The sequence below is a fragment of the Mesorhizobium sp. WSM4849 genome (assembly GCF_055811385.1).
On the sequence record NZ_JBVVPW010000010.1, the window covers coordinates 47487 to 68213 of the forward strand.

The 20727-nt window shown below is 62.6% G+C and carries 19 protein-coding genes; 3 read left to right on the plus strand and 16 right to left on the minus strand.

Going from position 1 to position 20727, the window contains the following annotated elements; translation table 11 throughout:
- Positions 1-5: 5 nt before the first annotated feature.
- From nirK to AC0L3L_RS13100, 3 genes are all read right to left on the minus strand, one after another.
- On the minus strand, positions 6-1109 hold the full coding sequence (gene nirK, locus AC0L3L_RS13090; protein ID WP_473637860.1) for a copper-containing nitrite reductase: 1104 nt from the start codon (positions 1107-1109) through the stop codon (positions 6-8).
- Between the two features lie 233 nt (positions 1110-1342).
- The gene (locus AC0L3L_RS13095) at positions 1343-1789 is read right to left on the minus strand and encodes a pseudoazurin (RefSeq protein WP_473637862.1); all 447 of its coding nucleotides are present in this window, start codon (positions 1787-1789) and stop codon (positions 1343-1345) included.
- Positions 1790-1913: 124 nt separating this feature from the next.
- Positions 1914-3149, minus strand: coding sequence for an NnrS family protein (locus tag AC0L3L_RS13100; RefSeq protein WP_473637863.1), 1236 nt, complete (start codon positions 3147-3149; stop codon positions 1914-1916).
- Between the two features lie 238 nt (positions 3150-3387).
- Here AC0L3L_RS13100 and AC0L3L_RS13105 point away from each other — a divergent pair, with 238 nt between their 5' ends.
- On the plus strand, positions 3388-4092 hold the full coding sequence (locus AC0L3L_RS13105; protein ID WP_473637864.1) for a Crp/Fnr family transcriptional regulator: 705 nt from the start codon (positions 3388-3390) through the stop codon (positions 4090-4092).
- Here the strand turns inward: AC0L3L_RS13105 and AC0L3L_RS13110 are convergent.
- The 11 genes from AC0L3L_RS13110 to bglB form a co-directional block, all read right to left on the minus strand.
- The gene (locus AC0L3L_RS13110) at positions 4089-4304 is read right to left on the minus strand and encodes a DUF1858 domain-containing protein (protein WP_473637865.1); all 216 of its coding nucleotides are present in this window, start codon (positions 4302-4304) and stop codon (positions 4089-4091) included. The two genes, AC0L3L_RS13105 and AC0L3L_RS13110, sit on opposite strands and share 4 nt — an antisense overlap.
- Positions 4305-4399: 95 nt before the next feature.
- The gene (locus tag AC0L3L_RS13115) at positions 4400-4738 is read right to left on the minus strand and encodes a DUF779 domain-containing protein (protein ID WP_473637866.1); all 339 of its coding nucleotides are present in this window, start codon (positions 4736-4738) and stop codon (positions 4400-4402) included.
- 65 nt (positions 4739-4803) lie between these two features.
- A complete protein-coding gene (adh, locus tag AC0L3L_RS13120; RefSeq protein ID WP_473637867.1) occupies positions 4804-6321 on the minus strand; it encodes an aldehyde dehydrogenase in 1518 nt (505 codons plus the stop codon).
- A gap of 146 nt (positions 6322-6467) precedes the next feature.
- The gene (locus tag AC0L3L_RS13125) at positions 6468-7436 is read right to left on the minus strand and encodes a helix-turn-helix domain-containing protein (protein WP_473637869.1); all 969 of its coding nucleotides are present in this window, start codon (positions 7434-7436) and stop codon (positions 6468-6470) included.
- A gap of 536 nt (positions 7437-7972) precedes the next feature.
- A complete protein-coding gene (locus AC0L3L_RS13130) occupies positions 7973-9055 on the minus strand; it encodes an ABC transporter ATP-binding protein (RefSeq protein WP_473637870.1) in 1083 nt (360 codons plus the stop codon).
- Positions 9056-9063: 8 nt separating this feature from the next.
- Positions 9064-10116: a carbohydrate ABC transporter permease gene (locus AC0L3L_RS13135; protein WP_473637871.1), complete on the minus strand. Its 1053-nt coding sequence runs from the start codon at positions 10114-10116 to the stop codon at positions 9064-9066.
- Positions 10113-11138 (minus strand): carbohydrate ABC transporter permease, encoded by a 1026-nt coding sequence (locus tag AC0L3L_RS13140; RefSeq protein WP_473637872.1) that lies wholly within the window; start codon positions 11136-11138, stop codon positions 10113-10115. Before AC0L3L_RS13140 ends, AC0L3L_RS13135 begins: the two co-directional genes overlap by 4 nt.
- Before the next feature lie 15 nt (positions 11139-11153).
- On the minus strand, positions 11154-12416 hold the full coding sequence (locus tag AC0L3L_RS13145; RefSeq protein WP_473637873.1) for an ABC transporter substrate-binding protein: 1263 nt from the start codon (positions 12414-12416) through the stop codon (positions 11154-11156).
- A gap of 82 nt (positions 12417-12498) precedes the next feature.
- Positions 12499-15024 carry a hypothetical protein gene (locus AC0L3L_RS13150; RefSeq protein ID WP_473637874.1) on the minus strand — a complete coding sequence of 842 codons (2526 nt, stop codon included), beginning with the start codon at positions 15022-15024 and terminating at the stop codon, positions 12499-12501.
- Positions 15021-15857 (minus strand): 5-dehydro-4-deoxy-D-glucuronate isomerase, encoded by an 837-nt coding sequence (kduI, locus tag AC0L3L_RS13155; RefSeq protein WP_473637875.1) that lies wholly within the window; start codon positions 15855-15857, stop codon positions 15021-15023. Before kduI ends, AC0L3L_RS13150 begins: the two co-directional genes overlap by 4 nt.
- Entirely contained in the window at positions 15854-16933 is a 1080-nt protein-coding gene (gene bglB / locus AC0L3L_RS13160; RefSeq protein ID WP_473637876.1) for a beta-galactosidase BglB, read from the minus strand. Before bglB ends, kduI begins: the two co-directional genes overlap by 4 nt.
- A gap of 129 nt (positions 16934-17062) precedes the next feature.
- On the opposite strand from bglB, the gene AC0L3L_RS13165 reads away from it, so the two are divergent.
- Complete coding sequence (locus AC0L3L_RS13165; protein ID WP_473637877.1) at positions 17063-18106, plus strand: LacI family DNA-binding transcriptional regulator; 1044 nt, start codon at positions 17063-17065, stop codon at positions 18104-18106.
- Positions 18107-18144: 38 nt separating this feature from the next.
- Here the strand turns inward: AC0L3L_RS13165 and AC0L3L_RS13170 are convergent, their stop codons facing one another.
- Together AC0L3L_RS13170 and AC0L3L_RS13175 are read right to left on the minus strand one after the other, a co-directional pair.
- Complete coding sequence (locus tag AC0L3L_RS13170) at positions 18145-18690, minus strand: flavin reductase family protein (RefSeq protein WP_473637878.1); 546 nt, start codon at positions 18688-18690, stop codon at positions 18145-18147.
- A 67-nt stretch (positions 18691-18757) separates the two neighbouring features.
- A complete protein-coding gene (locus AC0L3L_RS13175) occupies positions 18758-19915 on the minus strand; it encodes an LLM class flavin-dependent oxidoreductase (protein WP_473637879.1) in 1158 nt (385 codons plus the stop codon).
- 131 nt (positions 19916-20046) lie between these two features.
- Here AC0L3L_RS13175 and AC0L3L_RS13180 point away from each other — a divergent pair, with 131 nt between their 5' ends.
- Entirely contained in the window at positions 20047-20724 is a 678-nt protein-coding gene (locus AC0L3L_RS13180; RefSeq protein WP_473637999.1) for a GntR family transcriptional regulator, read from the plus strand.
- Positions 20725-20727 lie beyond the last annotated feature (3 nt).

Here is a 20727-nt window from a genome sequence, read left to right on the forward strand (position 1 = left end):
CCCGTCTACGAGGCGATCGCCTTGGGCGCTTCGACCTGCATCATCAGATCGTCGTCCCAGTTTCCCTCGACCGTAAAGTGCGCAGTCGCGCCGAGTTCGACGGCCTCGATCAGATTGTGGTTCACATAGGCGTAGATGCCTGGCTGCAGGAACGTGTAGAGCGCCGCGCCAGCCGATCCGCCACGAATGAACCAGGTTTCCAGGTCTTTCGCGGGAGGGTTGGCGAACTTGCCTTGTTCCCAGACAAAGTCGCCATGACCGCCGATCAGGTGCGGACGAGTGTCGCGGTTGGCCTGCGAATGAACGATCAATATCGTTTCGCCGACCTTCGCCTTCATGGCATTGTCACCGGTTAGCGAACCGGCCTTGCCGTTGAACACCACATGCGTCGGGATCAGCCCGCGCATGACCTTCATGGTCTCATCGTAGTTGTCGCCGGCCGACTCGTACTTCTTGAATTGCCCTTGCTCGTCGCGCGGGATGTAGAAGTCGTTCTCGCCGATGTAGTAGATGCGGTCGTAGCGGACCGGCCTGCCCTTGTCGTCCTTGAGACCGTCACGCGGCAGCACCATAATCGCCCCACTCATGCCCGAGACCACGTGCCATGGGATCATCGCGCCGCCGGGTGCGCAGTGGTAGACGAACGTTCCACTCCGGGTCGCCTTGAAGCGCAGCGTGACCTGTTCGCCCGGATTGACCAGCGTCAATTCGCCACCGCCAAGCGCGCCAGTGGCGGCGTGGAAATCGATGTTGTGGGCGAGGGTATTGGTGTCGGGGTTGACGAGCGTGAGCTCGAGATAGTCGCCTTCATGCACGACCATCAGAGGGCCGGGAATCGAGCCGTTGTAGGTCATTGCATTGAGCTGGGTGCCGTCGGCGTCGATGACCACCGGCTTCTCCTCGATCGTCATGGTGAATTCGACGACCTTTGGACCGCCCTTGGCGACCTGATCATGAGCATGGACGAACGGCGGCGGAACCAGGGTTACCTTTTCACGGGGCAGTCCGGCGACATCCTTGGCGCTTGCCACGGCCGGCATTGCACCAACGGTGGCGACCGCGGCTGCAGTAAGAACAGAACCCAACAAAGCTTCGCGTCTCGTAAGCATTTCCATCTCCTTGGTTTCGGCCATTCGATGTCGTCAGAATAGTCTCGGCTCCGGCCAAGTCTTTGCGCTAACGCAAATCCAATACGTTGATGCATTTTCTGTGTTTTGGAGACCGCATGTACCAATGTGGACGCCGAACCGGATCGGCAATGAAATAGGCCGGGCTGGACCTCTCCCCTGGTCCACCCGGCCTTCCCTCCGGCCGCCGAACCGGAGGGGATCTGTGAGGAAGGTTAGTTAGAGGCGGTCTTGGTCACTTCTGCGAACAGTTCGGCGAATACCGGTTTGGCTTTTCCGACCTGCTTGACGGCTTCCGCTGCTGCCAGGTTGACGGGCTTGCCGACCACGATCAGCGCAACCATGCCCATGCCGTAGTGCGGAGCGCACTTCACGCCATAGACCCCCTCCTTGGTCACGGTCACAGCAATTTCCGCGTTGGGTTTGCCCTTGAAAGCTTCAGCTCCGTCCGGAATCATGCCCTTGATGCTTTCGGCGTTGTGGGACTTGTCGGTCGGCACGAACTTGATCGTGTCTCCTGGCGCCGCCCGAACAAAAGCAGGCTGGTAGACCATTGAGCCTTTCTCTCCCTTGTTCAGCATCTGCACGACATGTTCTTCGGCATTTGCCGCACCGCTGATGGAGAGCAGGGCGACGGCCGCGGCGATCAGTGGCAGTTTCATGGGGCATCCTTTCTTGGTTCATCACGTCATCAACCGTTGCGCTCTTCTACGTGACCGGGAGACTTGGAAATTTGCGCTGGCGCAAATTGGCGAGCGAAATGTGCATGGAAGAGAGTTGCCGCGTCTAAGGAGCCGGGTTCCTGCCGAGCTCCGGCCTTGAAACGGCGGTTCTCGGCTGCCTCGCTTGCAAACGTGGTCGAATGAGCATCCCGCCGAACAGCCCCGCATAGCCGATGAAGGATGCGATCCATAGCGCCGCCGACATATGGAGGAGCATCGCTTGCGCCGGTGCGAATGCAGCTCCGATGCGAAAAAGGGCCGCAAGCACGATCGCGACAAAGACCGCACATGTGCCAATGCCTGCCCGCAGTTCGCGCCCTGTGTGTCCGAGCGTGGCGCGGGTCATGACGGCGAGCGTCATGCAGGCCACCGCTCCGACGCCGAACGCATGAATGCCGGCTACTGCGGGCACTTTCTCGGGCACGAAGACAGCGAGGCCGGCAATCAGGAGGCCGATCGGCACGAAGGCGAACGCGACATGCAGGATCAGCACCAGAGGATCGCGCAGCGCTCGGTCTCCGGCCCACCGGGCGACCCGAATGGTATTGAGAATCGCCCCCAAGATCAGCATTGTCCCGGTGCCAGCACTGTCTGGAAGAAATGCCCAGGCCGTCAATCCCGCTGCGGAGAGCGCGATCGCTCCCACGTCGAACCTGCCGAACGGGACCGGCAGCCGTCCCGGTCTCTCGCGCGCCAGCCAGTTGCGGGTGAAGGAGGGAACGATGCGGCCACCTATGATCATGATGAGGACGACCGCGGCGCCAAGGCCGAGGCGGCGGCTGATGTCGGACACGCCTTGATAGTGCGCCTCAGCATGAAACGTCATATTCGCTGCCAGAAGCGCCGTAACGGGCAGAAGAACCTTGAGGTTTCGCCAGTTTCGGCCGGCGATGATTTCCGTTGCGGCGGCGGCGACCACCGCGAGAAGAAAGGCGCAGTCTATGACGGCGCAGAGCAACCAGCCTGTCTCCGCCGAAAAGAAGACGGCGAACCGTCCCGCGCACCAAAGCAATGCGAGCGCCAGCAGGGGAAGGCCCTGCACGGGAAGACGTCCGGTCCAGTTCGGGATTGCGGTCAGCAGGAAACCCGTCACAACAGCCGCCAGATAACCAAACAGCAATTCGTGGACATGCCAGTCCACGGGCGAGAAGACGCTGGAGGCTTCGAGTTTGCCGTAGAACAAAGGCAGCCAGAACAGGACCGCTGCGCCGGCCTGCAGGGAGCCGAGGAGAAAGAATGGCCGGAAACCGTAGGAGAGAACAGCCGGATAGGCGCTTGGCCGCGTGCGTGGAATTGCCATGACATCCCCTGAAATGGAAGCTACGGGCGGACGTGACAAGTGATGTCGACGGCTGCCACTTCGGTCGTTCTATCCTGGCCTGGCAGACGGAATTTGCCGCTGCGCAAACAAGATTGAAAATTTTCGGGGGGAGGGCCGCGGAAGCGCCCCCTTGCCGCCCGCCGGTCGCCCATGAGACATTCTCTGACCAAACGGGCTCGGGGTGCACCAGCGGCCGCCAAAAACGGAGGAGATAGAGTTGGGTAGCCTCGATCGCTCGCTGATTGCCGGGCTGTCTGTCTTTGAAGGCATAGCCGCAACAGATCTCGACCGCATTGTCGGCCAGGCCCGGTCACTGAGGATCGCCAAGGACCAGCCGGTGTTCGAGCAGGAGCAGGAAGCACATTCCTTTTTCCTGCTGCTCGACGGACATGTGCGCGTCGTCAAATCGACGCCTCACGGGCACGAGGTAACGGTTCGATATATAAGTCCGGGCGAGTTGATGGGCATCGCCCACGCGCTTGGCCGCACCACCTATCCGGCAAATGCGATAGCTGCCGTCGATTGCGTGGTTCTTGCCTGGCCGAGCCGCCTGTGGCCGGCGTTCGCCGCCGATTTCTCCAGTTTCAGTGCCAACACATACAAGGCCGTGGGCAGCAGGCTGCAGGATGCCCATACGCGCGTCGTCGAAATGTCCACCGAGCAGGTGGATCAGCGCGTCGCCCATGCGCTGCTCAAGCTGGTCAAGCAGACGGGCAAAAAGACCGAGGAAGGCATCCTGATCGACTTCCCGATCTCACGCCAGGATATTGCCGAGATGACGGGAACAACGCTCCATACGGTGAGCCGGCTGCTCTCGGCGTGGGAAGGCCAGGGCTTGGTTAAAAGCGGACGCCAGCGGGTGACCGTCGTCGAACCTCACCGGCTCCTTCTGATCGCGGAGGGCCGTGAAGAAAAAGGCTAATCCGCGTCGCCGGCGTTCATCACCGCCAGCAGGTTGCAACGAAGTTCTTCTTCGCTCAGATCGTGCTCCCGTGCCGCGTCGGAAACTGTGTGAAAGGAAGCAATCGGGCAGCCGACGCAAAGCATGCCGTGCTGGAGCACGACCCGGATGGCCGCCGGCGACCTACTCATGATTTCGTCCATCGTCGCATCGTCGCTGAATTTGTGTTTCATGCTGCTTGTCCGCGCTTGGAAGCGGACATGTTGCATCGGCTTCGCCGGATGCTCGTTGCGCTGAGACAAAGAGGAAACAGCCCGATGCACCCTCATCACGGCTGAACGGCGCAGATCGTCGACCGCGTCAGGAACCGCTTCTCCCGCCCGTTGTCCAGCGAGAACATGCCGCCGCGGCCAGGCACCACGTCGATAATGAGGTCGGTATGTTTCCAGGCCTCGAATTGCGACCCACCGATGTAGAACGGCGTTTCGCCGATGTGGCCGAGCAGCACATCATGGTCGCCGACGATGAAGCCGGCACGCGGATAGCACATCGGCGAAGATCCGTCGCAGCAGCCGCCGGATTGATGGAACAGCACCGGACCGTGCTCGGCAACGATCTCCGCAATCAATTCAAGCGCTGCCGGCGTTGCCGTGACCTTCGCAAGCATGGCTTTTTTCGATTTCCAGCTTGAGGCGCGGCCCTGCGGAGCCGCGCCTGTGAGCCAAGAGGCGATTAGAAGAAGCCGAGCTTCTTCGGGCTATAGCTGACCAGCATGTTCTTGGTCTGCTGGTAGTGGTCGAGCATCATCTTGTGTGTCTCGCGGCCGATGCCGGACTGCTTGTAGCCGCCGAAAGCCGCATGCGCGGGATAGGCGTGGTAACAATTCGTCCAGACGCGACCAGCCTGGATCGCGCGACCGAAGCGATAGGCACGGTTGCTGTCGCGCGTCCAGACGCCAGCGCCGAGGCCGTAGAGCGTATCGTTGGCTATGCTGAGCGCTTCGTCATCATCCTTGAAGGTGGTCACCGAAACCACCGGCCCGAAAATCTCCTCCTGGAAGATGCGCATCTTGTTGTGGCCTTTGAACACGGTCGGCTTGACGTAATAGCCGCCCGCCAGGTCGCCGGGCAGCACATTGCGGGCGCCGCCGGTCAGTACCTCGGCTCCTTCCTGGCGGCCGATGTCGATGTAGGACAGGATCTTTTCCAGCTGTTCGGAGGAGGCCTGGGCACCGATCATCGTCGCCGGATCGAGCGGATCGCCCTGCACGATCGCCTCGACGCGCTTCAGCGCACGTTCCATGAAGGTGTCGTAGATCGATTCGTGAATGAGCGCGCGGCTTGGGCAAGTGCAGACTTCGCCCTGGTTCAGCGCGAACATGACGAAGCCTTCGATCGCCTTGTCGAAGAAATCGTCGTCCTCGGCGACGACATCCTTAAAGAAGATGTTGGGCGACTTGCCGCCGAGTTCCAGTGTGACGGGAATCAGGTTCTGGCTGGCGTATTGCATGATCAGCCGGCCCGTCGTGGTCTCGCCGGTAAAGGCGATCTTGGCGATGCGCGGCGACGACGCGAGCGGCTTGCCGGCCTCGAGGCCGAAGCCATTGACGATATTAAGCACGCCGGGCGGGAGCAGATCGCCAATCAAATCAGCCCACAGCAGAATGGCAGCGGGTGTCTGCTCGGCAGGTTTCAGCACCACGCAGTTTCCGGCGGCAAGTGCGGGTGCAAGTTTCCAGCAGGCCATCAGCAGCGGGAAGTTCCAGGGGATGATCTGGCCGACCACGCCGAGCGGCTCATGGAAATGATAGGCGACGGTATCGTCGTCGATCTGGGAAAGGCTGCCTTCCTGGCCACGCACCGCGCCGGCGAAATAGCGGAAATGGTCGATGGCTAAAGGCAGGTCGGCCGCGGTCGTTTCGCGGATCGGCTTGCCGTTGTCCCAGGTTTCGGCGCACGCGAGGAGATCGAGGTTTTCCTCCATGAGGTCGGCGATGCGATTGAGTATGAGCGACCGCTCGGCCACGCTGGTGCGCCCCCAGGCGTCCTTGGCGGCATGGGCCGCGTCAAGCGCCGCCTCGATGTCGTGGGCATCAGAGCGCGCCACTTCGCACAGCAGCTGACCGTTCACCGGCGAGTAGTTTTCGAAGTAGCGGCCGGAGCGTGGCTCGGCCCATTTGCCACCGATGAAATTGCCGTAACGCTTGTCGAACGGCGCCTTGACCGAGCGTGAGAATTCAACCTTGTTCATGTGTTTTCCTCCCAAAGCTGACGTCGCGGGATGCGACGCTTCGGAAGAGAGACTTGCGTTTTCCGCCGCTATTGTCACCGTGCCGAGGACAGTGGCCGGGCGGGATGTGTCGCAGAATTGCGACAGTCATGTGAGGTTTCGAATGGTCAGTGCGACCGGTGGACATCCAGGCGGTTGAGCTTGCGATGAAGCGTCGCGCGGCTGATGCCAAGCGCCTGAGCCGCAGCCGAGACATTTCCGTCTGCGCGAGCGAGCGCCCGCTGGAGAACGCCGCGCTCCGCCTCGGCGAGGACCGCGGGGCCGCTCTCCGCCCAACCGAGCAGATCGGCCGCCGGCATCGGCTTGTCGAGACCCTGCCGCGTAATTCCAAGCGCCAAGCGAGCCGGCCGCGTTGCGCCGACCACAAGGTCATCCGCATCGACCGCGATCAGCGCGCCGGAACCCTTGTCGGTCACCGGCGCCAGAAGAATTCGCGCCTTGGGGAAGGCCATCCTGAAGTTCTCCGCCTCGATCCGACGCGCCGCGTCGACCACGGCCACCGAGATAAGATTGGCGAAGGCTTCGGTCAGATCGGCCCGGCAGGAGGAGACGTCAAGCGCGGCCACAAGATCCCCCTCATGATCGTAGATCGGTGCAGTGGTGCAACTGAGCCCCGTGTTGCGCGTGTGAAAATGCTGGTCGCGGTGGATCGTCAGCGCGCGCTGTTCAACCAGGCAGGTGCCGATCCCATTGGTGCCCTGGCTCTCTTCGTTCCAGACGGCGCCGGTCCACAAACCCCAGGAATGAAAAGTCTCGTCATCCACAGGCGCACCGCGCCGTTCGACCGGCACGCCGTCACAATCGGCGAGGAGGACGCAGCATCCGACACCGCCCACCGCAAGATAGAGCCGGTCCAGGCTCGATTGGGCGGCCCGGACGAGCGGTTCAATGCGTTGCCGGGCCTCCCCCAATTCCGCCTCTGTCAGATGGCGTGGCGGGCTGCAATCGGTCGGATCAAGCCGGTGCAAATTGGAAGACCGTCGCCAGGAGGCGACCAGCGCGGACTTCGCCGCCGCGTCCGAAGCGATCGCGGCCTGAATGCGGTCGGCATGATGACCGGATAAATCCTCGCCCATGCTATCCTCCCAAACGCCAATTTCTTCCTTTCGGCTCCTGGCCCATGGCTGCTTCAAGACAAGGCAACGCTGGTGTCGTGCCAGGTTCCGCTTTCAATCACCGCATTGTCAATTCGACAGAAGAATCAGAAAGGGGACATCCTAGTGACGTTTGGCAATCGATAGTCGTTCCTCGCCGGTGCATTCTCTCTCCCAGGCACCTTCCGAAGCCTACCAGCACGAATTTGGCATTCATTGATCGAGAGCAAAGACGAGCGACTATTTTCAGCGCCGGGACCGTGCGGAACGATGCGGGATGATTTCTTATCTTAGCCCACGAAAAGCCCAATGAAATCAACGATTTTGTTACATCCTCCGGGCCCACCAAAACCTATCAAGGTCAATACCTTATAGCCAACTTAGCTCTGAAGTCGGCCAATCGAGCTTCGCTATCCCTACAGCGCCCAGTTGGATTATTCTCGCACGAACGCGATCCAGGGCCATGCCGGGACGCCCATTCATTCTCCAACGCGATCCCGGACGGGGTTAGCCGACTTCTAACTCACAGCGATGCGCAGGCCGGTGTCATCGAAAAGATGCAGATGGCTGGTGTCGAACTTCAGATCCACCGTGTCGCCTGAAGCCACCGGGCATTGTCCGGCGACAACCGCAAGCATGGTCTGGCCGCCGCTTGTCTTGGTGTGGACGATTGTCTCGGAGCCGAGGGCTTCGACCAGCGCGACGCGCGCCGCAATGTTTCCCTTGCCGGCATCGGCGAGGCTGATGTGATGCGGCCGCAGCCCGAGCGTCACGTCGCCATTGGCCGCGCTGACGTTCCCGTCGATCTCGAATCCAGCTGAACCGTCCAGGGTGAGGCTTGACCGGCCAGTGCCCCCGGGTGCCACCTTTACCGGCAGGAGGTTCATACGCGGTGCGCCGATGAAACCGGCGACGAACAGATTGGCCGGATGATTGTAGAGGTCGAGCGGTGTGCCAATCTGCTCGATGCGGCCGGCGCGCAGCACGACGATGCGGTCGGCAAGCGTCATCGCCTCGATCTGGTCGTGCGTGACATAGACCATCGTCGCCGACAGCCGCTCGTGCAGCGCGGCCAGTTCGGCGCGTGTCGAGATGCGCAGTTCGGCGTCGAGATTGGACAGCGGCTCGTCAAGCAGGAAGGCGGTTGGATTGCGCACGATGGCGCGGCCGATCGCGACGCGCTGGCGCTGGCCGCCGGAGAGCTGGCCGGGGCGCCGGTCGAGATACGGCGCGATTTCCAGCATCCGCGCGGCTTCGGCGATGCGCGCATCGATTTCGGCCCGCGCCATACGGGCGTTCTCCAGTCCGAAGGCCAGGTTCTGGCGCACGCTCATGTGCGGGTACAGCGCGTAGGATTGGAACACCATCGCCAATCCCCTGTCGGCGGCCGGAACGGTGGTCACGTCCTTGCCGTCGATCGCGATGGCGCCGCCTGTCGGCCGGTCCAGCCCGGCGATGAGCCGCAGCAGCGTGGACTTGCCGCAGCCGGAGGGGCCGACGAAGACGATCAGCTCACCGTCAAGGATGTCGAGATTTATGTCGTGCAGCACGCCGACCTTGCCGAATGCCCTCGATACGCCGGTGAGTGTGATCTGGCTCATGGTAGCCTCTATTTCAGACCGGAGCCGGCAATGCCGGTGGTGATGAAGCGCTGAAGGAAAATGAACACCAGCACGACCGGGATCATGGTGACGACAGTCATGGCCAGGATGTAATGCCACTGCACGTTGAGTTCGCCGGCATAGGTGTTGAGACCAACCTGCAGCGTATAGACCTCCTTGCGCGACAAGACGATCAGTGGCCAGAGGAAGTCGTTCCAGCGCCAGACGACGGAAAAGATCGCGAGTACCGCCAGCGCGGGGGCGGTCAGCGGCAGGATGATGCGCCAGTAGATCTGCCATTCGGACGCTTTGTCCATGCGCGCTGCCTCGATCAGCTCGTCGGGAATCGTCAGCATGTACTGGCGCAGCATGAAGACGCCCGTGGGCGTCGCCACTGTGGGCAGGATCACGCCCCATAGCGAATTGAACAGTCCCATTGCCGAGATGACCGAATAGAGCGGCACCAGAATGACGGAGAGCGGTACCATCAGCGTCGCGACGATGAGCATCATCACAGCCGAGCGTCCCCGAAAATTGTACTTCGACAGTGCGAACGCAGCCATCGAATTGGTCAGGAGCGTAATCAGGGTGGCGACCACGGTGACGAAGACCGAGTTGCGCAGATAGAGGAAGAAGTCAAAGGCGAGGAAAGGCTGGACATAATTGTCGAGCGCGAAGGCGATGCTGCGCTTGGGCGTACGGTTGCGGATGTTGACGCGTATGATCTCGCCCGGGTTGGCGGGATCGACCATCTGCGCGACGGTGCCGAGGCGGCGCACTTCGGCGAGCACGCGCACGCTGCCGTCGTCATTGCGCACTTCGAAGAGCTCCAGCGGCTCCTGATACCCTTCCACGATCGCTTCGGCGGTGACATAGGGCAAAACAGTCGGGGGGAACTCCGCCAGCGCGGCAGGCGTCTTGAACGAGGAGTTGACCAGCCAGAGCGCCGGGCCGAACATGACAAGCAGCCCGCCGACCAGCCAGAACCAGGTGAAGACGTCCGTCCAGTGCCAGCCGGCGCCGCCGCGCCGGCGAAACAGGAATTCCGCAATCCTGCTCATCGCGCTTTGCCCCGCTGCTCGTTGCGCCTTGCGATGCCCAGCTGGATCAAGGTCAGCACGACCAGCACCGCTCCCATGAGAATCGAGGCCGCGGAGGCGAGCCCCGGATTGCGCAGCAGCGAGGCGAAGCCGACCTCGTAGATGTACTGCGTGAGGAACAGCGTGCTGGTCCCGGGACCGCCGCCGGTCAGCACATAGACTTCGTCGAATATCTGCACGGCGCGGATGAGCGTCAGCACCAGCACGACCAGGAGGTTGGGCGCCAGCAAGGGCAGCGTTATGCGCCAGAAGACGCGCATGGGCCGGGTGCCGTCCATCTCGGCGGCCTCATAGAGGTCTTTCGGAATGGCCTGAAGGCCGGCGAGAAGGATCAGCGCATAGAAGCCAACATGGGCCCATACCGACACCATGATCGTGGCCGCGAAGGCCCAGTTGCGCTCCACCAGCCAGTTGACCGGGGTTCCGCCCGCCTCGAACACCATCAGGTTGAGCAGCCCCTGCCGCTGCAGGATCCAGCGCCAGATGAGACCGACCACGACCGGCGACAAAAGCACAGGGAAGAAGAACACGGCGCGCCAGAAACCGCGCGCACGCAACTCACGGTTGAGCACGAGTGCGGTGACAAGCGCCACGGCGACCATCATCGCCACTTGCAGCACAACGAAGGTCAGGGTGTTCCAAACCGCGATCCAGAACAGGTCCTCGGTGCAGCTCTTCGGATCGAGATAGCTGCCGCAACTGAACAGCCGCCCATACTGATCGGCGCCGACGAAGGTGCGGTCGCCGAGGAACAGCGCCCCGCCACCGGTCATCGAATAGAGGATGTTGATGACCAGCGGAAACAGCACGAAAATGCCGAACACCAGCATGTTCGGCGCCAGGAAGAACACGGCCATGCCATTGCTGCCCGTGCGCCGTTGCAACATGCGCAGTGGCGCATCGAAAACATTCGCAAGCCAGCCGACCGGCGCCAGGATCATGGCGCCGGCGCGGGTTGCTATGCCGTTTCGGACGTCTCCCATGACACTGCCGCGACGCTACTTCGATGCCTCGGCCACCTTTGCCTTGATGTCCTCGTCGATGCGGACGAAAGCCTCGTCGAGCTTCATCTCGCCGGCCATGACCTGACTGATGCGGGTCACCAGCGCGCCATAAACCGGAGTTCCCCATTTCCATGCCGGCAGGGCGGCGGCATTCGGCGCGATCTTGCCCGACGCCTTCAGGAAGGCTTCGAGCGACGCCTTGACGTTCTCGTCATCGGTCTTGTAATCGATCTTGCCGGCGAGAACGCCCTTGTGTGCGGGCAAGAACAGGGTGCGCTCGGTGAATTCGCGCATGATGTCCTCGCGTCCCAGGAAGTCCATCACCTTGCCGACTTCAGCGGCGTTCTTCGTGTATTTGACGGCGACCAGCGCGGCGCCGCCCGGCATGCCGGTGCAGGCGGCGGTGCCGCACGGCGAGCCCGTCGCCACCCAGTCGAAGTTCTTGCCGATCTTGCTGGCGAGGTTGGCGACCTGCCAGCTGCCCGAATAGTAGTAGGCAATCTGCCCATTGATGAAGTCGTCGGCCCCGGCGCGATAGGTGGTGCCCGACGCCGACACCCAGATCTCCTTGTTCATGCGGCCGTCGGCAACCCAATTGACCAGCTTTTCGGCGAAAGCTTTTGTGCCGGCATCGATCGGCGCCGGCAGTCGATCGCCGCCGATGTAGTTGGCGCCATAAGAGATGTTCGGCGCCGAGATACGATGGCCGCTGCGGTCGATGGCAAAGGCAGCGTTGAGCTGCTGGCTCTGCTGCACCTTGCCGGCGGCGTCGATCCATTCGTCCCAGGTTGCGGTGTCGGCCGGGATCGGCACGCCGGCCTGTTCGAAAAGCGTCTTGTTGACGAAGCCGCCGGTCAGCGTGATCTGGGTCATGAAGCCCGGAATGACCTTGGAACCGTCAGGGCGCATCCAGTCGAACTGGTCGCCGAAATTCGTCTGCCAGTATGCTGGATCGGCAACCACAGGCGTCAGGTCGAGCCAATGATCGGCGAGTTCCTTGATATTGGTGACGCGGGCGATATCGGGACCCCGTCCTGCCTCGAGTTCGACCGGAAGCTGTTCCTGGACAACCTTGTAGGCGACGTTGTCGAGAATGACGTTGATGTCCGGATTGTCTTTCATGAAGCGGTTGAGCAGGTCCTGTATAACCTCGCCCTCGACGCCATCCGAGTACCACATCACGCGAACGTCGCCTGCGAACGCGGTCGACGACAGAAGGCCCGCCGAAAGGCCCAGGATTATCGAATTCATTCTCATGGTTCACTCCTCCGCTTTTGCGGTTTCCACCGCTTGATTGTCGCTGTCCGAGCTGCTTGTCCTGCTCCTTTTGATCCGATCCTCACCTGGTTGCGATGGCGTCGGCTGTGAAGAACGTGGCTTCGCCCGTGACCTGCCAGTCGGCCGGATCGATGACACGGTTCTCAGCCTCTATGCGGCCATCCGGATGGAACAGCACGTCGCCGTATTCCGGGTCATTGACATGCAGAAGGTCGTTTTTTCCATGGCCGAGCGCGAGCTGACAAAACCGCGCCTCGAATTCCTCCAGCGACCCGTATTGCCGGCGCCGGCCCAAGCGGATGATCCATGCGGCTTGATGGCCCGGCACGCGCAACTCGTTTCCAGCTGTCGGCCCGCGACCGACCAGCTCGAAGGCGCTGTCGGCCTTCAGCATCGCGAGCCCATCGCCGCCGCGCGCCGAAGCCAAATTTTCCTTGACCCACGCTTCATCGAACGCGCTCTGTGGGAACCAGGCATGGGTAAAATCGGGTTGCTCGGCAGCGCAGCTGAACAGCACAACTGCCAGGTCGCGGTATTGATGCACGCGCGGCAGAGATCCGGAGCCGCCCCAGTAGGACGGCCGGCCATAGCCCGAATGAATTGTCTCGCCCGGATGGTTGATCCATATCTGCGCGTCGGGATTGCCGCCGAGGCGCAGGTGCAGCACCGTTTCCTGATACCCCCATTCGTTCCAGCGATAGGCTGCTGCGCTTCCCATGGCGAAATCGCGGGTCTTGTAGTGGTAGAGCTTGGCGATTCGGTTCTGGCCCTGCGCGAAGCACCATTCCTGCGCGTCGTCGCCGGCCATGCAAGCGATGCCGGTCAGCTCTTGCGGGACGTGGAGCCCATGGTCGCGCAGGCAGAGCGCAAGCTGCGGCAGGGCATGGAAGCGCATGCCGTAGAAACCTTTGCCCCACAGCATGCGTGCAATGCCGGAAAGTTCTAGCGAACGGGCGGCGCGCAGCGTGTGTTCGTAGGAGCGTCCCTGCGCGCCGGTAAGCATGCCCTGCTGAGCGGAGCGGGCGACGATCTCGAGCAGGCGGTTGATCGCAGCCCCGGCGCGCCGGCGGACGTCGGCATCTGGCCCAAGCGCGTATAGGATCGTCAACCCCTTGAGATCGATCGGGAAATAAGGGGCGGAGTTGAATTCCGCCATTTCCCATTCCTCGAAATGATCGAGCCAAGCGCGCACGCGCGCAAGGCCCACGGTCGACTGCTCCGCGCCGGTGCGCCCCGAGCGGACAAAGCGGGCTTCGGGCAAGAGATGGCCGCCGAGATAAGCCGCGGTGTGAAACAGAAGCGCGTGGTTTTCGGAGAAGTACCACTGCACGTCGTTACCCGGCTCATCCATCCAATAGCGGTAATTGAGGATCGCCTCGTCAATGCGGTGACGGAGATCGACCGCGATCGAGTCGCCATAGGCACGACGGCACCAGAGCAGTGGAACCAGGATGAAATCGGCGCAGTCGTGGCAATCTTCGATCGCCGGCAGTGCAGCAGCAATGATGGCGTCGGTTTCGGCGCCGCCGCGGCCGGTCGCCAGTCGCGCCAGCGCCCGCACGGTATCGGCCTCTGCGAAATTGGAGACCTGTTCCAGGGCTTCGCCGATCCTGTCGGCAAGGATCGCAGGGGCGCGGCCCTGACGCGCCGCATGACAGATCTCCACGCCGAAGACCCGCTGGGCAACAAAGCCTGAAGATGAGAGGGATACGGCAAAATGCCGGAAGTCGGCGGGAAGGTCTTCCGTGGCGGCAATAGCGATGCGTCTTGCCCCTGCTTCGATGCGGCGGCGGTAGATCACGGGCGCCTCGATCGACATGAAGTCGCCCTCGATCACGATCGCTACATCCACCGCAACCGGCAGCGCGACATCCGTCACCAGCGCCACTTCGCCGCCGGAATAAAATGGACGCTCGAAATGCATCGCGTCGAGAGCGGCTTCCATGGCCGCTGCGACGTCGCCTTTGACGGTCGTAGGCAAGACCTGTTCGGCAGTTGGGCCCGACAGATAGTCGAGTTGGAAGAAGTAGCGTGCGTCACGCTCGGCGAGATCATCGAACCAGATGCTGATCTCGTTGGCGCCGGCGACGAGATCGACCTCGAAATCCTGAGAAGCCTCGAGATTGCGCCCGTAGGGCGCCATCCAGCCGGCTTCTATCCCGTTGACGAACAAAACGGCGCCGCCGCAGGTGCGCAGCCGCAGCCGCGCCCGGCCGTCCGAGCCTGCGTCGAGCACGGTATTTGCCCAGGTGGCGATCACGGTCGGGCGGAACCAGAAGCCCGACAGGTCGACGCGCGGCGAGCCGAACGGAAGCCAAACGCGGTCCGGCTCGAACACTCCCTGCGGCTTAGGCCGTTTCCCGCGGCGTTCGGCGGCAAACTCGGTTCGGCAGGGATATTCGTGCGGGATGAAATTCTTGTGCTTGGTCAGGAAGAAGAAGGGATCCATCTCCCCTTGCATCGGCTGATCTGCAACATCGTAGCGCTGCTCAGACGTCGTGCCGACGAGCCAGTAAACGACCGGGCCGCCGAATGCGAGCGGCCGGCGCAGCGTAAGATCGTGCGTGATCGGTTCCACGGTGTTCATCGCAGCGTCTCAACAGGCACGGGCGACACGTCGTTATAGGCCTGGTTCTCGCCCGTCATGCCCCAGACGAAGGCGTAGGGGCCGGTTCCGCTGCCCATATGGATCGACCAGGCCGGCGAGATGACACAGTCGCCATTGGCCACGATCAGATGGCGGGTATTGTCCGGCCGTCCCATCAGATGGACCACCCGATCTTCCGCCGCGAGATCGAAATAGAGATAGGCTTCCATGCGCCGCTCATGCAGGTGAGGGGGCATGGTGTTCCAGACGCTGCCCGGAGCGAGATCCGTGATGCCCATCAGCAGCAGACAGGAAGGCGCGACTTCCGGATGAATGTACATGCGCAGTGTGCGCTTGTTGGCGCGTCGCTCCTCGCCGAGTTCAAGCGGCTTCGCCTCGGATTTCGTGATCAGCCGATGCTTGATGTCTACGCCGGCCGGAACCGAGTTCATATAGAAACAGGCGGGGTGCGCGGCGCTGTCGCTTTCGAGCGTCACTTGTTTAGCGCCGCGCCCGACATAGAGCACATCGCGGTTGGCGAGTGCGAAGCGCTGCTGGTCGATGCTCACCGTTCCTGCGCCGCCGAGATTGGCGATGCCCATCTCGCGCGCGGTGAACAGATGAGGCGTGCCGACGTCCGCGCCATCGCCGAAACTCAGCGGCTCTCCGGTTGGGCACGCGCCGCCGACGATCATGCGGTCGACATGGGTGTAAGCGAAGGCGATGCGGCCGGGCTCGAACAGCCGCTCCACCAGAAACTCGGCGCGTAGCCGCTCCGTCCCGTAGCCGTTGATATCGCCCGGACCGGCGCCGAAGAGAACGCGCATCGTCATGCCGCCGCCTCGGCAGCTTCGGCATGGATCATCCCCTCTGTGAGGCAGAGGATCGCCAGGGCCTGGCCGTAGCCGGTTGGCTGGATCGGGATGTCGCGGTAGAACTGGAGATCATGGCCCATGCGGGTGCCATAGGAAACGTTTCCGAGCACGCCGTTTTCGTCGATGCTGGCCAGCACCGCGTCGAGTGCGCGCCGGCCCGCCGGACCGCACGCCTTGGGCCCGAAGCCTATGCGCGCAGCTTTCATGAGACCATAGCCGATGCCGGCGGTGGCCGACATCTCCTCATAGGACGTCGGGTCATCGAGCAAAGTGTGCCATGCTCCCGATGGCGCCTGCAGGCGCAGCAGCGCTTCGATCTGCGCTTCCAGTACGCCGAGCAGATAGGCTTCGACCGGCTTGCCGATACCGCCATTTTCGATCAGGTCGAGGATGCCGACTGTGATCCAGGCGTTGCCGCGGGCCCAGAGAGCGCGGGCAAAATTATGTCGGCCGGCAAATGTCCAGCCATGGAACCACAAGCCCGTTTTCGTGTCGGCGAGATAGCGAGCATGGACGAGGAACTGGCGAACAGCCTCGTCGATGCAAGATTGCCGGCCGGCCGCGCGTCCGTGGAAAGCGAGGAACAGGCCAGCCATGAACAACGTGTCGTCCCACAATTCGTCGTCGTTGATCTTGTCTGAGACATTGTGCTGGAACCCGCCCTCGGGCGTGCGGGGCATGTCGCGAAGCAGCCTTTCGGCCCATTGGCCGAGAGGCGTTTCCCAGCGCGGATCGCGTGTCTCGCCCCAGAGCAATGCCAGCGCCATCATCGGAGCGGTGGTGTTGATGTTCATCGGCGGCAGGCCCGCCCTTAAATGGCGCCCGTACCAGTCTTCGATTGTCTTCAGAAGCTTCGGGTCGCGATTGTGCCGCCAGAGGCAAACGAGGCCGTAGAGCCCCACACCCTGCGGCCATTCCCAGGAATCGAAGCTGATGTAGTCGCCGGCCGTGCCGTCGAGGTTGGGCTCGTCGAAACGGCCGTCATGGCGCAGGCCCGTCATGCCGCGCACGAGCAGGTCGAGCTTTGAGCGCATATCTCTCGTTGACGACGCCACTACTCCTCCCAGGTTTTGCGCGATGCCGGGCAAATGGGTGCCACAGGCATTTTTGTTGCGCAATCTGAAATTTTTTTGCAGCATGAAGGTCTGGCGAGGAAACAGCCGATGGTCGTGAAGGTCGAAAGCGGGAAGCGCGGCACGCTCAGCCGGCGCGTGCGGCTCGAAGACATCGCCGCGCGCTGTGGCGTTTCCGTCAGCACGGCGTCGCGGGCGCTTGCCGGCGGCAAGGGCGTGCGCGGCGACCTTCGGTCGATGATCATCGAAACCGCCAAGAAGCTGAACTACACGGTCGCGACTTCGATCGCCGGCCGCAAGGTCTTCCTCGCCGCAAGCAACGCTGCCAGGATCGACTATGTCCGCAACCAGTTCACCTTCTATGTCCTCGACGGACTGAACGAGCGTGCACGAACTCTCGGCGTCGAGCTGGTGTCGCGCTCCATCGCCGACGCCGGTGAGCAGATCGCTCTGCTCAATGAGGCCAGGCAAGACAAGAGCGTCGTCGGCTGCCTGTTTCTGACGCTTGACGACGAGGCGGTGCTGACGCTGACCGGCGGTTTCGGCAAGCCGATCGTGCTCATAAACGGCGACGACCCGGCGATGCACCATTCGAGCCTGACGCCATGCAACCGCTCCGCGGCGCATCTCGCGACGCAGCACCTGCTCGACCTCGGCCACCGGCGCATCCTGTTCCTGATGCGGCGCGGGCGGCGCACGATCGAGCGTCGCTTCGAGGGCTGGCAGGACGCACTGCGAGAGCGCGGCCTGGCGGCCGGCGACCTGGCTGTGGAGGTGACGGACTGGCTGCCGGACCTTGCGGCGGAAGCGATCGCGCGGCGCATTGAGGCTCGTGGCCTCGACTTCACAGCTGTGCTCGCCGCGGGCGACAGCCTCGCTATCGGCGCGATGATGGCGATCCGCAAGTCGGGTTACGAGGTGCCTGCCGACGTGTCGGTCATGGGCATGGATGACCTTCCGCAGGCGGCTTTCCAAAACCCGCCCCTCACGACCATGCATATCCCGATGCGCGAGATTGGCGCGGCGTCGCTCGACCTCCTGCTCGCCGATCTCGGCGGGGACCTGCCGCCGCGCCGTATCGAATTCGCCTGCCATATCGTCCAACGCCAGTCGACCGGCCCGGTTCGCGCCTGAGTTGTATGGTTCACACCGCTGTCCGGACCAGGCCATCGCTACATCGATGGGGTCACGTTCGAACCGTCCTCGAAGCGTCCGTAACCTCCGCCGAAGAAAAGCAGGGGCTCGCCGTCTCGCAAGGTCGCGCCGGTTACGCGGGCAACGACGATCAAATGGTCGCCGCCCTCATGCCCGGAGATCCGCACGCATTCGAACCGCGACAGGCAGCCACCCAGCAGCGGCACGCCGGCATCGTTCAGGTCGTGCGGGAGGCCGTCGAAGGCTTGACCGACGCGAGCAAAGCGCTGGCTCAGCTCCATCTGCTCCGCGCCCAAGACATGAACCGCGAAATGCTCGCAACCTGCGAAGGCGGCAAAGCGCCTCGAATGCCGGCCGATCGACCAGAGCACGATCGGCGGGTCGAGGGACACCGATGCAAAGCTGTTCGCGGTGATGCCGACGGGACCATCAGGCGTCATCGTGGTGACGACGGTGATACCAGTCGCAAACCGGCCGAGCGCGTCGCGGAACTCGCGCTTGCGGTCGGGGCCGGGCACGAAGCTTTTCATCGGTTGCTGCTCGGGGTTGAGGAAGTGGTACATCAGGCGCCCTCCTGGCCAAGGGCTGCGGTGGAAGCTTCAATCTCGTTGAGGCGCATTCGCAGCATCATCATCGCCGCTCCCCGGTTCCGAGCGGCGTCGCCGGGGTGATTTCCGGCACCCGGCCATAGGCATGCGGCAGCGAGCAGGTGTTGATGTTCGGCAGCACGCGCTTGCCGAAGGACAAGGCCTCGTCGAGATGCGGATAGCCGGAGAAGATGAAGGCGCGGATGCCCATTTTCCGGTATTCCTCGATCTCGCCCATGACTTGGTCGGTCGAGCCGACGATCGCGGCGCCGCAACCAGAGCGTGCGCGGCCAACGCCGGTCCACAGATGCCGCTCGACATAGCCGTGTGCGTCGGCGCCGGCGCGGTTCTTTGCCTGGTGCGCGACGCCCAGGGATGTCGCGTCCAGTGCGCGGGCGCGGATAACTCTGCCCTGCTCGTCGTCGAGTTTCGAAACCAACTCCTCGGCATAGTCGCGGGCTTCGGCTTCGGTGTCGCGCACAATCACGTGGACGCGCAGGCCATAATCCAATGTGCGGCCATGGGCGGCTGCACGCTCGTGAACATCACGCATGCGGTGCGCCAACACGTCCTTCGCCTCCGGCCACATCAGATACACGTCACACTGTGCGCCGCAGAGTTCGAGCGCGTCGGGCGAATAACCGCCGAAATAGAGTAGCGGCCCGCCATTCCGTTGGTAGGGCTTTGCGGGGTCGGCGGTTACTTTCTTGAATTGGTAGACTTCGCCCTGATGGTTGATTTCGTCGCGCGTCCAGGCCTGACGCAGGATCTCGATGACCTCGCGCGAACGCTGATAGCGGAAGCGGCTGTCGGCCAATTCGCCGGGAAAGTCGGAAGAGATGACGTTTACAGTCAATCTGCCCTTCAGCATGTGGTCGAGCGTTGCGAGCGTGCGCGCCAGCATGATCGGTTGCATTTCGCCGCAACGCACCGCCGCGAGAAGGTTGATCGAATGGGTTATCGGAGCGCAGCCCGCCACGAAGGACAGAGTATCCTGGCCAACCTGATAGGACGAGGGACACAGGATATTGCGAAAGCCCAGTCCTTCAGCTGTCTTGACGATATCGGAGCAGTGCTCCCAACTCGACCGCAGCGTACCATCCGGTACGCCGAGATAGCGGAAATCATCGGAGCACAAAGCGGAAAACCACGACACTTCAGCAGCATCGAGATCTGCGGACGTCACTGGAACGACCGTCAATGTCGGCACTCCCTCGTTGTCAGAGACTGGATTTCCCTGTTGCATATCATTCGTGTTTGTGTAGATCAATAGTGTATCAATTTCGGGTTGGAGGCAATGTGACCACGTCCAGAAACGCCTACGCGCTTCCGATGCATCAAAAGGTCAGCGAAATGCTGATCCGCGAGATCGCGGCCGGGAGGATGATCGAGGGCGAGAAGCTTCCGCCGGAGCGCGACATGGCGGCAAGCCTCGGAATAGCGGTCGGTACATTGCGCAAGGCGCTCGGCGATCTCGAGCGCAAGGGCTTGCTCAGTCGCATCCAGGGTTCCGGCAACTATGTGCGGTCGCAACCAGACGTGGCCAGTGTCTATTCCATGTTCCGGCTGGAACTCCTGGAGGGAGGCGGGCTGCCGACGGCGCGCGTTCTGTCAGTCGATCGGCTGGCGAAACCGATGGACCTGCCGGTGTTCGGGTCGAGCAGCGAGGCCCATAGAATAAGGCGGCTGCGGAGCCTCGGCGGCAAGCCGGCGGCGCTGGAGGAGATCTGGCTCGACGGTTCCCGTGCGGAGACGGTTGCTATCGAAGAACTGTCGGATTCGCTCTATCTCTACTACCGCAAGGCGCTCGGCATCTGGATCTTACGTGCAGAGGACCGCGTCGGGGTCGGCCAGGTGCCGGGATGGGCGCTGCCTGAGTTCGGCCTCGCGCCGGGCGCCGCCGCCGGCTTCATCGAGCGTACCGGCTGGATGCAGGACGGCGCCAGCGCGGAGTTTTCCAGGACCTGGTTTGATCATGGCGTCGCGCGCTATGTCGCGCGGCTGCGATAGGGA